Genomic DNA, 13,067 nt, shown 5'->3' with positions numbered 1-13,067 from the left:
ATGCGTCGCACGGCAGGGTTGTTGTTGGCGGTCATGTTGACCGGTGGGGTGCTATCGGCTCGTGCCGCGCCCAACGACCTTGCAGGCCGTCAGTCCGACGCCGAGCGTCAGCAGGCGGCCTTGCGCGACCGCATCGAGAATCTGCAAAAGGAAATCGACGGGCGGGAAACTGCCCGCAAGGAAGCCGCCGACGCGCTCAAGCAGTCGGAATCGGCCATTTCCAAGATCAACCTGCGCCTGCGGGAACTGGCCGATGCCGGTCGCCAGGCGCAGACCGAACTGACCGGGCTGGAAAAGCAGATCGGCGAGCAGGAAGCCGTGCTGGCCAAGCGCCGCGTGGAACTCGCCGACCAGCTTCGCACCCAGTACACCAGCGGCTTGTCGCCGTGGACGGCGCTGCTGTCAGGCGACGACCCCCAAGTGCTGGGCCGCAACCTGGGCTACCTGGACTACGTGTCGCAAGCCCGGGCCAATGCCGTCAAGGCGCTTCGGGCGGACATCGATCGCCTGGCGGCCTTGCAGGCGCGTGCCGATGCCCGGCGCGATGAAATCGAAAAAGTCGTGGCTGAAACGTCCGAGCAGAAGGCCGCGCTGGTCGGGCAGCAGAAAGAGCGCGCCACGCTCCTGGCGCAGTTGGAAGGGCAGATCGCCGCCCAGCGCGCCGAAGCCAACAAGCTGGGGCGCGACGACCAGCGCCTGTCGCGCCTGATCACCGATCTGGATGCGGCTATCGCCAAGCAGATTGAAGAAGCCCGTAAGGCCGAAGAGGCGCGCAAGAAGGCCGAAGAGGCCCGCCGCGTGGAAGAAGCGCGCCGTGCCGCCGAAGAATCCCGCAAACGCGCCGAGGCCGAGCGCCGTGCTGAAGAAGCCCGCAAAAAGGCCGAGGCCGACCGCAAGCTGGCCGCCGAATCCGCCGCCCGACGCGACCGCGATAGTCGCGATGCCCGCGACGCGGCCCAAGCCCGTGAACAAGTCGAGGCGGCATCGCGCCATAGCCGCGGCCCGGTCGCCGTGGCCGATCCCGACGCCGCCGGATTACGCCCGGCTGAACAAGGGCAGACCCGCCTGACCGATCCAGCCGGATCGGCGCGGCAGACGCCTGCCAAATCGCCGGAACCCGCAAAAAATACGGAACCCGCAGAGGCCGACACCACTCCAACCCGCAGTGCATCGGCGCAACAAAGCGCCCGCGCCGCGCCGCTGGGAAGTGGCAGCGGCTTGAAACACGGCTTGGCCATGCCGGTGCGCGGCCAGGTGCAAGGCCGTTTCGGGGTTGACCGCCCGGATGGCGGCGTCTGGCGCGGCGTGGTGCTGCGCGCGCCGGAAGGCACCCCCGTCAAGGTGGTGGCCCCTGGCACCGTGGTCTACGCCGCCTGGCTGCGTGGTTTTGGCAATCTCATCATTGTGGATCATGGCCAGCAGTACCTGACTGTCTATGCTTACAACCAAAGCCTGCTCAAACGAGTGGGGGATTCGGTGTCAGGTGGCGATACTATTGCTACCGTAGGTGCAACCGGCGGCCAAGTGGAATCCGGCCTATACTTTGAAATTCGCCATCGTGGCGCTCCTGTGGACCCGGCCCAGTGGCTGGCCCAATAGGTTGGTAGGTACAAGTCGTTGGTAAATTACCAAACCGCCATCGGCGAAAACAAAATTCGGGAAGTGTGCATGGGCACTCGCAAGTTTCGCGGTTTCGGTCTGATTGCCATCGGTGCGGTGGCTGGCGTATTGCTTAGCGTAGGGGTAACAGCCGTTGCCCAGCGCGGCAGTCCATTGCCTTTGGACGAGCTCAGGCAACTGAGCAATGTTTTCGCCGCCATCAAAAACAACTACGTCGAAGCGGTCGACGACAAAACCCTGATCGACAACGCGATCTCGGGCATGGTCTCGAACCTTGACCCGCACTCGGCCTATCTGGATGCCGACGCCTTCCGCGAAATGCAGACGGCGACCCAAGGCGAGTTCGGCGGCCTTGGCATCGAAGTCGGCGCGGAAGACGGCTTCGTGAAGGTGATTTCACCCATCGAAGACACGCCCGCCGCGCGCGCTGGCGTCATGGCCGGTGACCTCATCATCAAGATCGACGACACGCCCACCAAGGGCATGACCCTGAACGACGCGGTCAAGCTCATGCGTGGCGCGCCCAAGTCGCCCATCACCCTGACCATCATGCGTGCCGATCGTCCCCAGCCCATCGTGCTGAAGATCGTGCGTGATGTCATCAAGGTACGCAGCGTGCGCAGCAAGATGCTGGACAACGGCATCGGCTATGTCCGTGTTGCGCAGTTCCAGGAAAAGACCGGCGCTGATCTGGCCAAGCAACTGAAGGACCTGGGCGCGAAGGAAGCGCCTAAGGGCCTGGTGCTGGACTTGCGTAACGACCCGGGCGGCCTGCTGACCAGCGCCATCGGCGTGTCGGGTGCATTCCTGCCGCCGGACACCCTGGTGGTCTCCACCGACGGCCGCACGCCCGACGCCCGCCACAAGTACCTGGCCACGCCGTCGGAATATGCCCGCGGCGAAAGCAACTACCTGTCGGGCCTGCCGGCCTGGACCAAGACGGTGCCGATGGTGGTGCTGGTGAACGTGGGCTCGGCCTCGGCGTCCGAAATCGTGGCCGGCGCGCTGCAAGACCACAAGCGCGCCAAGGTGCTGGGCAACCGCACGTTCGGCAAGGGCTCGGTGCAGGTCATCCTGCCGCTGTCCGAATCCACCGCCGTCAAGCTGACGACCTCGCGCTACTTCACGCCCAGCGGCCGTTCCATTCAAGCCACGGGCATTGAACCGGACTACGTCGTTGCCGATACGGCCGACGGCGACTTGTTCCGCCTGCCGCGCGAAGCCGACCTGCAACGCCACCTGTCCAACCCCGAGACCGCCAACGAGGTGAAGTCCAACTCGGCGCAAGACAACGTCGACCTGCCCACCAAGGTGTTCGAGTTCGGCGGCAAGGATGATTTCCAACTGCAGCAAGCCTTGAACGTGCTGGCCGGCAAGCCGGTGCAGAAGGGTTCGGCGCGAGCCCAGGCCAAGGCTGACGCCAAGGCCGGCGGCGGTACGCCCACGCGCATGAAGATCACGCCGACCGGAGTCGAGCCCAGCAAGGACAAATGAACGACCAGCAATTGCTGCGCTACGCCCGCCACATCCTGCTTGATGAGCTGGGTATAGAAGGGCAGGAAAAACTGCTGGCGGCGCGTGTGCTTATCGTGGGTGCGGGGGGGCTGGGTTCCCCCGCCGCCCTGTACCTGGCCACCGCCGGCGTGGGTGACATCACCCTGGCCGACGACGACGTCGTCGAGCTCAGCAACCTGCAACGCCAGATCCTCCACACCACCGCCAGCGTCGGCCGCCACAAGGCCGAGTCCGGGCGCGACATGCTCGCGGCGTTCAACCCGCAGGCGCGCGTCCATGCCCGGGTCGAACGGCTGCAAGGGCAAGCGCTCTCCGACGCCGTCGCGGCGGCGGACCTGGTGCTGGACTGCACCGACAACTTCGCTACCCGCCACGCCATCAACCGCGCTTGTGTGCAACACCGCAAGCCCTTGGTGTCCGGCGCGGCCATCCGCTTTGACGGGCAGGTCAGCGTGTACGACCTGCGCGACGACAGCGCGCCCTGTTACCACTGCCTGTTTCCCGAAGCCGACGACGTCGAGGAAGCCAACTGCGCCACCATGGGCGTGTTTGCCCCCGTGGTCGGCATCATCGGCAGCATGCAGGCCGCCGAGGCCCTGAAACTGCTGTCCGGCGTGGGCGAAAGCCTGTCTGGCCGGCTGCTGTGGCTGGATGTCCGCACCATGCAATGGCGCAGCGTCAACGTGCAGCGCGACCCCGAATGCGCGGTCTGCGGGCATCGCGGGCACTAGGTCGCTGCCCCGATTCGGGCGGCCCGTGCGCCTTGGCGCCGCCACCTCTGCAGGCGTCGTATTGCCCTCGCGGACAATATTAAAGGCCTGAAATACCTGCTATAACGCCAGCCAGCCTACTGAAATCAAAGGTGGCGATTTGGACGTGACCGCGTGGATACAGGACTGAAGTTCAGCTCGCCCAAGTGGCGCCTGACGCGCTGGCTGACCCATTCGGGGCCGGACACGCCCGCGGACATCCGGGCGGCGCTGATTGCCAGCCTATTCGGGACGCTGCCCATTTTTGCGGGCGGGGTCATCAACACACTCATGATTTCCGGCGTGGTCGCCTGGCGGCGCCCCGAACCCCTGTACGTGTCGTGGCTGCTGCTGGAGGTGGTGCTGGCCATTGTCCGCGTCACGGTCCTGCGCGCGGCCTTGCGCGCCGCGCCCAAGGGCGGCAACACCCACACTGACCTGTATATCGTGCTGGCGCTGGGTTGGGCCTTCAGCGTGGGGTATGGCGTCTTCATCACCTTCCTGAACGGCGATTGGCTGGCGGCAACCCTGGCGGGCGTCTCCTGCGGGGCAATGGCCGGCGGTATCTGCTTTCGCAACTACGGCGCGCCGCGCCTGGTGGGCGTCATGATCTTCCTGAGCCTGGGCCCCATGTGCCTGGGCGCCTTGTTCACGGGCGAATACGTCACCGCCATCGTCTTCATCCAGATCCCGTTCTACCTGGTCAGCATGACCATTGCCTCGCACCGGCTGAACCGCATCCTGGTGTCGACCATGGTGGCCGAACGGGCCAGCAAACGGCGCGCCAACGAAGATGCGCTGACCGGGCTGGCCAACCGTACCGGCTTGCAGGTGGCGCTTGAGCGCGTATGCGCCAGCGCGCGCGGGCAGGATAGCGATGCCGCGCTGCTTTACATGGACATGGACGATTTCAAGCGCATCAACGACACCTACGGCCATGCCGCGGGTGACCAGGTCTTGGTGACGATTGCCCAGCGCATGCGGGCCATGTTGCGGGTGGACGACGTGGCGGCGCGGATCGGGGGCGATGAATTCATCGTGCTGGTGACGGGTATCGATGCCACGTCCGCCCGCCGCCTGGGCGAACATCTGCTGCTGGACGCCTTGCAGCCCATTGCGCTGGCGGATGGCACGCGGGTCATTGTCGGGCTGTCGATCGGCATTTCGATTATTTCGGCCGCCAACCGCAGCCCCCAGGCGGCCCTCGATTCCGCCGATGCCGCGCTGTATCGCGCCAAGGCAAGAGGAGGGCGCTGCTGCGAAGTGGATAACGGTGAGGCGGGCGACGGGCAACAGGAGCCGGTGACGGGCAGCAGCAGCGAGCCCGCGACGGCTTGAGAACGCCACGGCCTGAATACGCCATGGCTTGGAACGCTACGCGCTGCGGCCCCGCGCGGACCATTGATTGACCGGATTTTTTCGCTCTAACTTATCAGATAACCTGAAAAGTTATCTATAATCCGCCCCATGCTGACCAAAAGCCTGACCCTGACCGAACAAGTCGCGCACCGGATCGCCACGGATATTGCCGACGGCGTACACGCCGTGGGCGCCAAGCTTCCCCCTGGCCGTGTGCTGGCCGAGCAATATGGCGTGAGCGCCGCCGTGATCCGCGAGGTCACCGAGCGCCTGCGCGCACAAGGGCTGATCCAAAGCCGCCAGGGCTCCGGCAGCACCGTCGTGTCGCGCACGGGGGGGCAAGGCTTCCAGGTGTCGAGTGGGGTCGCGGTCAACCGCGAACTGCTGGCCAACCTCTATGAATTGCGGATGGAACTGGAAGGGGGCGCGGCGGCCCTGGCGGCCATGCGGCGCAATGCCGCCGACCTGAATGCCATGGCGCAAGCCCTGGCGTTGCTGGAAACCCATCTTGAGCATCCCGAACAAGGCGTAGAGCACGACGTCTCGTTTCACGTCGCGATTGCTGCCGCCACGCACAACCGCAGCTATCAGGACCTGCTGCAGTACCTGAACCGGCAGTTGCGCCTGGCCGTCAGCACCGCTCGCGCGAACAGCCGCCTGCATGACGGCCTGAGCGCCGCCGTGCATCAGGAACATGTGGCGGTGTTTGAAGCCATCCGCGCCCGCAATCCCGACCGCGCCCGCCAGGCGGCGGTGCGCCATTTGCAGCAGGCGGCCAACCGCCTGCAACTCGATCATCTTTTTCCCGCAGGCACGCCCACATCATGACCGCATCCAACTTCACGCAACGCCTGGTTCAAGCCCTGGGCCCCGACACCGTATACACCGCCGAGGCGGACATCGCGCCCTGGTTGTCTGACTGGCGCGGCCTGTACAACGGCCACGCGCAGGCGGTCGTGCGCCCGCGCACCACGGCGGACGTCGCCGCCTGCCTGGCGTTGTGCCAGCAAGAGGGCGTGCCCGTGGTGCCGCGTGGCGGCAATACGGGGCTGTGTGGCGGCGCAACGCCCGACGCCGGGGCGCGAAACGTGGTGTTGAGCCTGGACCGCATGAATGCCGTGCGCTCGATTGATACGGTGGCCAACACCATGGTCGCCGAGGCGGGCGCCATCCTGGGCAACCTGCGCCGCGCCGCGCAGGACGCCGGGCGCTTGCTGCCACTGAGCCTGGCAGCGGAAGACTCCAGCCAGATCGGCGGCAACGTCGCCACCAATGCCGGCGGCGTGAACGTGGTGCGTTACGGCATGGCGCGCGAGCTGGTGCTGGGCCTGGAAGCCGTGCTGCCCACCGGCGAAATCTTCAACGGCTTGCGCACGCTGCGCAAAGACAACACGGGCTACGACCTGAAGCAGTTGCTGATCGGTTCGGAAGGCACTTTGGGCGTGATCACGGCGGTGGCCTTGCGCCTCTTTCCGCGCACGGACGTGCGTTCGGTGGTGCTGTCGGCCGTTGAATCACCCGCGCAGGCCTTGCAGTTGTTTGAGATTCTGTTCGAGCAGTGCGGCGCGCGCCTGCAGGCGTTTGAGTACTTCTCGGGTGATTGTCTGGACTTGGTGCTGACGCATGCCGAAGGCGTGCAAGAGCCGTTCGACCAACGCTATCCCGCGTATGTGCTGGTGGAGCTTGCCGACACGGCGGACGAGGCCGGCCTGACGACGCTGCTGGAAAATGTGATCGGCACGGCGCTGGAACGCGGCCTGTGCCTGGACGCCGCGGTGTCTGCGTCGATGGCGCAGTTGCAAACCTTGTGGAAGCTGCGCGAGGAAATCTCCGAGGCGCAGCGCGCTGATGGTCCGCATTTGAAGCACGACGTGTCGCTGCCTATTGAGCGCATCCCGGAATTCATGGTGTCCGCCGAGGCGCGCGTGCGGGCGCTGTACCCCGATATCCGGCCGTTCATCTTCGGGCACTTTGGTGACGGCAATCTGCACTACAACCTGTCCCGCCCGGCAGGCGCGGCGCGCGATTGGGTGGCGGTGAACGGGGCGGCCATTACTGATGCGGTGCTGGACGAGGTGAACCGCTATGGCGGAAGCATTTCCGCTGAGCACGGCATCGGGCAGCTCAAGCGCGAGCATTTTCTGCACAGCAAGGACGCGGTGGAGCTGCGGCTGATGCGAGAGATCAAGAAGGTGATGGACCCGGCGGGGATCATGAATCCGGGGAAGTTGCTGTAGGGGCTGCTGTGATGGGTTTCGCGCGGCATGTGGCTGTGTTCTTATGCCGAGTTTGGCGCGCTCCACCCATCCTACGGTGATGAATTTTCGCGATTTGCTTGATGGGTTTCGCGCGGTGTGCGGCTGTGCTCGTATGCCGGTTGTGCCGCGCTCCACCCATCCTACGTAGGATGGGTGGAGCGCGGCACGGTGCGCGCAAGAACGACGATGCGCCTCGCGCGTAACCCATCTACTGCCGGTGATACACCTCGGCGCCCTTCTTGACGAATTCCACCGACTTTTCCTGCATGCCCTTCTGCAAGGCGTCTTTCTCGCTGACGCCTTGTGCCGCCGCGTAATCGCGCACGTCTTGCGTGATTTTCATGCTGCAGAAATGCGGGCCGCACATCGAACAAAAATGCGCGACCTTCATCGAATCCTTCGGCAATGTTTCGTCGTGGAACTCCTTCGCGGTGTCCGGGTCCAGGCCCAGGTTGAACTGATCGTCCCAGCGGAACTCGAACCGCGCCTTTGACAAGGCGTTGTCGCGAATCGCCGCGCCCGGGTGTCCCTTGGCCAAATCCGCCGCATGTGCCGCGATCTTGTACGTGATGATGCCGTCCTTCACGTCCTTCTTGTTCGGCAAGCCCAAGTGCTCTTTGGGCGTCACGTAGCAAAGCATCGCGGTGCCGTACCAGCCGATCAGCGCCGCGCCGATGCCGGACGTGATGTGGTCATAGCCGGGCGCGATGTCGGTGGTCAGCGGCCCCAGCGTGTAGAACGGCGCCTCGTGGCAGTGTTCAAGCTGCAGCTCCATGTTTTCCTTGATCATCTGCATCGGCACATGGCCCGGGCCTTCGATCATGACCTGCACATCGTGCTTCCATGCCAGCTGCGTCAGTTCGCCCAGCGTCTTCAATTCCGCGAACTGCGCTTCATCGTTGGCGTCGTAGCCCGAACCCGGACGCAGCCCGTCGCCCAGCGAGAAGCTGACGTCATACGCTTTCATGATGTCGCAGATGTCTTCGAAGCGCTCGTACAGGAAGCTTTCCTTGTGATGCGCCAGACACCACTTGGCCATGATCGAACCGCCGCGCGACACGATGCCCGTCATGCGGTCCGCCGTCATCGGAATGAACGGCAGTCGAACCCCCGCGTGAATCGTGAAATAGTCCACGCCTTGCTCGGCCTGCTCGATCAACGTGTCGCGGAAAATTTCCCACGTCAGGTCTTCGGCCTTGCCATCCACTTTTTCCAGCGCCTGGTATATCGGCACCGTGCCAATTGGCACGGGTGAATTGCGGATGATCCACTCGCGCGTTTCGTGGATGTGCTTGCCCGTGGACAAATCCATCACCGTGTCGCCACCCCAGCGGATCGCCCAGGTCATCTTTTCCACTTCTTCGCCGATGCCCGAGCTCACGGCCGAGTTGCCGATGTTGGCGTTGATCTTCACCAGGAAGTTGCGCCCAATCGCCATGGGCTCGACTTCGGGGTGGTTGATGTTGGCCGGGATGATGGCGCGGCCGCGCGCGATTTCGTCACGCACGAATTCCGGCGTGATCGCTGCGGGAATGGACGCGCCGAACGACTGGCCCGGGTGCTGCCGCAGCAGGCGCTTGACCATCTTTTCGCCATCGGGACCGCTGTCGCGCAGCGTTTGCAGATAGTGCTCGCGGCGCAGGCTTTCGCGGATCGCCACGTATTCCATTTCGGGCGTGATGATGCCACGGCGCGCATAGTGCATCTGCGACACGTTGGCGCCCGCCTTGGCGCGGCGCGGCGGGCGTTGCAGGTCAAAGCGCATCGCCGTCAGCTTGGGGTCGGTCAGGCGTTCTTTGCCGTATTCACTGGTGGGGCCGGCCAGCACTTCCGTGTCGCCGCGTTCTTCAATCCAGGCGCGGCGCAGCGCGGGCAAGCCTCGGCGGATATCGATCTTGACGTCGGGGTCGGTGTAGGGGCCGCTGCAGTCGTAGACGGTCAGTGGTGGGTTCTTTTCCCCGCCGAACATGGTCGGCGTGTCGTCCTGCTCAATCTCGCGAAATGGTACGCGGATGTCGGGGCGCGAGCCCGTCTCATACACGCGGCGCGATTTGGGCAACGGTGCGACGGCCGCCGCGTCGACTTCGGCGGTAGCGGCCAGGAATTTGGGATTGGCGTTCATGGAAAGCTCCAAGCGAGTGGTTGGAGCCGATCGGGAATGGACTTCCCCCAGGCGTGCAGCGACGCAAGGCGGAAATACGGCTCCCAGCATCGGCATTATCCGTACTGGTACGAAGGGACTCTCTCAACACGTCCCACCTCAAAAGGTGGAACGAGTACCCCTGCGCGAAAGCGAAGTATAGAGCGTGCCCAGCCTGTGCACGTCACGACGCAGTGCGACTCATGCTTGGCCAGCATGAGATCATTCGTACAACGCTCGTCTTAGAGAGCTGGTATTACTGCTTTACATTTGGATTCAGTCTGCGGCGACACCGTCATTCAGGTTCTGTACACTTTTTCCAACCAAACGCCCGGCGGGCCTGATTGTCCGCTGGGCATAGCTAACTTAGAAGAAGGAATCGAGCATGCAACTGACCCTACGCAAATTGGCGCCCGCCCTGGTTGTCGTGACGTTGGCGCTGGCGGGTTGCAAAACCGCTCCGACCAAATCGCCTGGCGCGGCAACCACGCCCGACGCCGGCCAACAAACGACCCAACCCGCCGCCGCCTCGTCGGTAGACTTCTATCTGGCTCACCAACAACCTGGCCCGGGCCTGCGTGAAATCGCGCTGCCCGACGGCAAGCTCTATTTGCAGGAAGTCCCCGTGCTGACGCGCGCCGACTTGACCGACGCTGCCGCCTTGGTCGACCGCCAGGGTCAGAATTTCGTGGGCCTGCGCTTCTCGGAAGCCGGCGCTCGCAAGCTGACCGAAATCAGCACGAAGAACGTCGGCAACCGTTTGGCTTTGGTGATTGACCAGGAACTCGTTGCCGCCCCGAGCATCGCCGAACCGCTGAACCGTGGCGTGCTGGCCTTCGGTGTGGCATCGGCCCAAGCGGCTTCCGCCATTGCCGCCAAGATCCGTGGCGATGCTCCCCCTGCACCGGCGTCGGCCCCGGCCACGGGCGGCACGGCACCCGCACCCAAGCCCTGATCTTTCAGCGCATAAGAAAAAATATCCGCACCCTAGGGTGCGGATATTTTTTTGCCTGCCAATAAGGAGTTGGGCGACTAGCGTTGCGCTAAAGCGGTCAGCCTATCTTGCGACCGCGCGGTTTGACGGTGCGGCGCGCCTGCGCTGTTTCAATGAAGGTTAGCGTCAGCGCTTCGAGCATGGCGCGGTCGTCGATGGTCAGGCCGTCGAACTGCGACGGGGCAATGTTGGGAAACGGCCAGGGCGCTTGTGGACGCGGCCGTCGCGCCACGCGGGGCATGGTTTCGGCCACGCCCACGGGCGGCAAGGTGTCGGACAGGTCGTAGCCTTCCATGGGCATTTCCATGGGACCCTTGCCGGTCTCCAGCCATTCCAGCTCAATCTTCAGAATCTGCGCAAGCTTACGTACGGAGCGGCTGGAATGCCGCAGCCCGCTTTCGTAACTGGCGATTGCACTTTGCGAGATTCGCGCAAGACGAGCGAGCGTCTTCTGCGTGTGACCACGCAGAAGACGGGCTTGCTTCAATCGGTCTGAAAATGTCTTCACGCGTCGATTGAAGCTTGCTCATGATTTACTTTGGTGGTTATAAGCATTACCTGGGTGATAGTTTTAGGAGGCGAGCGCACATGCATGAACGAGGCAACGTGTTCGTCGTGCAACTTGATGAAATGGCGAGCAATCATTTTGTCGCTGCATTGCAGGATTTTCAATGGCAAGTCAGCGCGTGTGAGTCAGCCGATGAACTTCTGGAACGGCTGCGCACGGATCATGTCGACGCAATGGTGTTGCGTGGGCAGGGCGCCGAGGTCCCGAAGCTGATTGCGGCGTTGCGCCGCGCGGCGCCGGATGCGGTGGTGGTGTGGCAGTCGGCGGCGGCATCCGCGCGTGAACGGGTCGAGGCCCTTGAGGCCGGCGTGCATTTCTATAGTTCGGCCCGCATGGAGCCCGAGGAATGGGATGCGCTGCTGCGCAACGTGCGGCGCCGCTTGCTTCCGCCATCCACCGATGGGCCAGCCTGGCGCCTGGACAAACGGGTGCTGTCAGGGCCCGCCGGCGAACGGCTGCCATTGACGTTGACCGAACGCGACTTTTTTATCCGTTTGTTGAGAGCGCCCGGGCAATGCCTGCGGCGCGACCGCTTCTTTCCCTGCAACCCCAGGGAAGGGGCTCGCAGCGTGGATGTGCTGGTATCGCGGCTGCGCACCAAGGCGCGCCGCTTTGATATTGACCTCCCGGTGCTGGCCGTGCGCGGATGGGGCTACATCCTGCTGCAGCACAGCCCGCCCCCGGAGCCGCGCGACTAGAGCACCACCAGGTTGTCCCGGTGCATGAGCTCGGGTTCGGTCATGCTGCCCAGGATGCGGGCGATTTGCGACGAGGGCTGGCGCAGGATGCGTCGTGTATCCACCGACGAATAGTTGATCAGGCCACGGGCGCATTCGCGGCCCTGGCTGTCTACGCAGGCCACCACGTCGCCACGGCCGAACTCGCCTTCCACATCGGTCACGCCGATGGGCAAGAGGCTCTTGCCTTCGCGCATCAGCGCTTGCACGGCGCCGTCGTCCAGCACCACGCGCCCACGCAGCCGCAGGTGGTCGGCCAGCCATTGCTTGCGGGCGGACCACACGGGCAGCACCGCGCGCAGCTCGCTGCCGATGCATTCGCCTTGCGCCAGCCGCGTCAGCACGTTGCGCTCGTGGCCCGAGGCGATGATGGTGTGCGCGCCGCTGTGCGCCGCGCGCTTGGCCGCCAGCACCTTGGTCAGCATGCCGCCCGTGCCGATGCCGCTGCCCGCGCCGCCCGCCATGGCTTCCAGGGCAGGGTCGCCCGCTTGCGCATGCGACATGAAGGTGGCGCCGGGATTCTTGCGAGGGTCGGAATCGTACAGGCCACGCTGATCGGTCAGGATGATCAGCGTGTCGGCTTCGATCAGGTTGGTGACGAGCGCGCCCAGCGTGTCGTTGTCGCCCAGGCGGATTTCGTCGGTGACGACCGTGTCGTTCTCGTTCACGATCGGCACCACGCCCAGGCGCAGCAGCGCAAACAGCGTGCTGCGGGCATTCAGGTAGCGGTGGCGGTCGGCCAGGTCTTCGTGGGTCAGCAGAATCTGCGCGGTGCGCAGGCCGTATTCGGCGAAGGCCGCTTCGTAGGCCTGGCACAGGCCCATCTGGCCCACGGCGGCCGCGGCTTGCAGTTCGTGCATGACGGAAGGGCGCTTGCGCCAGCCCAGCCGCGCCATGCCTTCGGCAATGGCGCCGCTGGAGACCAGCACGATCTGCTTGCCCTGCTTGTGCAGGGCGGCGATCTGCGAGGCCCAGTGCGCCACGGCGGCGCGGTCCAGGCCTCGGCCTTCGTTGGTGACCAGCGACGAGCCAACTTTGGCGACCAGGCGCTGGGCGTGGGTGACGACGGAAACGGCGGGTGTTTCAGCAGACATGGTAGGCGCCGGCTGCGGCGAAAAAAGACGTAA

At 64.5% G+C, this 13,067-nt stretch carries 11 protein-coding genes; 8 read left to right on the top strand and 3 right to left on the bottom strand.

Going from position 1 to position 13,067, the window contains the following annotated elements:
* The 6 genes from M2361_RS17575 (at position 1) to M2361_RS17550 (ending at position 7,480) form a co-directional block, all read left to right on the top strand.
* Positions 1-1,599 carry a murein hydrolase activator EnvC gene (locus M2361_RS17575; protein ID WP_259250913.1) on the top strand — a complete coding sequence of 533 codons (1,599 nt, stop codon included), beginning with the start codon at positions 1-3 and terminating at the stop codon, positions 1,597-1,599.
* Between the two features lie 69 nt (positions 1,600-1,668).
* Positions 1,669-3,114 carry a S41 family peptidase gene (locus M2361_RS17570; RefSeq protein WP_100857556.1) on the top strand — a complete coding sequence of 482 codons (1,446 nt, stop codon included), beginning with the start codon at positions 1,669-1,671 and terminating at the stop codon, positions 3,112-3,114.
* A complete protein-coding gene (locus M2361_RS17565) occupies positions 3,111-3,866 on the top strand; it encodes a molybdopterin-synthase adenylyltransferase MoeB (RefSeq protein WP_259250912.1) in 756 nt (251 codons plus the stop codon). The genes M2361_RS17570 and M2361_RS17565 overlap by 4 nt, the downstream gene beginning before the upstream one ends.
* 153 nt (positions 3,867-4,019) lie before the next feature.
* Positions 4,020-5,222, top strand: a complete 1,203-nt coding sequence (locus M2361_RS17560) for a diguanylate cyclase (protein WP_259250911.1) — start codon at positions 4,020-4,022, stop codon at positions 5,220-5,222.
* Between the two features lie 129 nt (positions 5,223-5,351).
* The gene (locus M2361_RS17555) at positions 5,352-6,071 is read left to right on the top strand and encodes a FadR/GntR family transcriptional regulator (protein WP_259250910.1); all 720 of its coding nucleotides are present in this window, start codon (positions 5,352-5,354) and stop codon (positions 6,069-6,071) included.
* Entirely contained in the window at positions 6,068-7,480 is a 1,413-nt protein-coding gene (locus M2361_RS17550) for an FAD-binding oxidoreductase (protein ID WP_259250909.1), read from the top strand. The genes M2361_RS17555 and M2361_RS17550 overlap by 4 nt, the downstream gene beginning before the upstream one ends.
* A gap of 229 nt (positions 7,481-7,709) precedes the next feature.
* Here M2361_RS17550 and thiC read toward each other — a convergent pair whose 3' ends face one another.
* Entirely contained in the window at positions 7,710-9,623 is a 1,914-nt protein-coding gene (gene thiC, locus M2361_RS17545; RefSeq protein WP_259250908.1) for a phosphomethylpyrimidine synthase ThiC, read from the bottom strand.
* A gap of 403 nt (positions 9,624-10,026) precedes the next feature.
* On the opposite strand from thiC, the gene M2361_RS17540 reads away from it, so the two are divergent.
* Positions 10,027-10,596 carry a SecDF P1 head subdomain-containing protein gene (locus M2361_RS17540; RefSeq protein ID WP_100853987.1) on the top strand — a complete coding sequence of 190 codons (570 nt, stop codon included), beginning with the start codon at positions 10,027-10,029 and terminating at the stop codon, positions 10,594-10,596.
* 97 nt (positions 10,597-10,693) lie between these two features.
* Here M2361_RS17540 and M2361_RS17535 read toward each other — a convergent pair whose 3' ends face one another.
* Positions 10,694-11,122 carry a helix-turn-helix transcriptional regulator gene (locus tag M2361_RS17535; RefSeq protein WP_100853988.1) on the bottom strand — a complete coding sequence of 143 codons (429 nt, stop codon included), beginning with the start codon at positions 11,120-11,122 and terminating at the stop codon, positions 10,694-10,696.
* A gap of 101 nt (positions 11,123-11,223) precedes the next feature.
* Here M2361_RS17535 and M2361_RS17530 point away from each other — a divergent pair, with 101 nt between their 5' ends.
* Entirely contained in the window at positions 11,224-11,901 is a 678-nt protein-coding gene (locus tag M2361_RS17530; RefSeq protein WP_259250907.1) for a transcriptional regulator, read from the top strand.
* Here M2361_RS17530 and proB read toward each other — a convergent pair.
* Positions 11,898-13,034: a glutamate 5-kinase gene (gene proB / locus M2361_RS17525; protein ID WP_259250906.1), complete on the bottom strand. Its 1,137-nt coding sequence runs from the start codon at positions 13,032-13,034 to the stop codon at positions 11,898-11,900. The genes M2361_RS17530 and proB overlap by 4 nt on opposite strands.
* Between the last annotated feature and the right edge of the window lie 33 nt (positions 13,035-13,067).

The sequence above is a fragment of the Achromobacter sp. JUb104 genome, assembly GCF_024806975.1.
In the GTDB taxonomy this organism is placed as follows: Bacteria; Pseudomonadota; Gammaproteobacteria; order Burkholderiales; family Burkholderiaceae_B; genus Achromobacter; species Achromobacter spanius.
This window is presented reverse-complemented; position numbering and strand designations above follow the sequence as displayed.

Bases quoted from the DNA above. Each gene is read 5' to 3' on its own strand.
- M2361_RS17575 (WP_259250913.1), top strand. From the start codon at position 1: ATGCGTCGCACGGCAGGGTTGTTGTTGGCGGTCATGTTGACCGGTGGG.
- M2361_RS17570 (WP_100857556.1), top strand. From the start codon at position 1,669: ATGGGCACTCGCAAGTTTCGCGGTTTCGGTCTGATTGCCATCGGTGCG.
- M2361_RS17565 (WP_259250912.1), top strand. From the start codon at position 3,111: ATGAACGACCAGCAATTGCTGCGCTACGCCCGCCACATCCTGCTTGAT.
- M2361_RS17555 (WP_259250910.1), top strand. From the start codon at position 5,352: ATGCTGACCAAAAGCCTGACCCTGACCGAACAAGTCGCGCACCGGATC.
- M2361_RS17550 (WP_259250909.1), top strand. From the start codon at position 6,068: ATGACCGCATCCAACTTCACGCAACGCCTGGTTCAAGCCCTGGGCCCC.
- thiC (WP_259250908.1), bottom strand. From the start codon at position 9,623: ATGAACGCCAATCCCAAATTCCTGGCCGCTACCGCCGAAGTCGACGCG.
- M2361_RS17540 (WP_100853987.1), top strand. From the start codon at position 10,027: ATGCAACTGACCCTACGCAAATTGGCGCCCGCCCTGGTTGTCGTGACG.
- M2361_RS17530 (WP_259250907.1), top strand. From the start codon at position 11,224: ATGCATGAACGAGGCAACGTGTTCGTCGTGCAACTTGATGAAATGGCG.
- proB (WP_259250906.1), bottom strand. From the start codon at position 13,034: ATGTCTGCTGAAACACCCGCCGTTTCCGTCGTCACCCACGCCCAGCGC.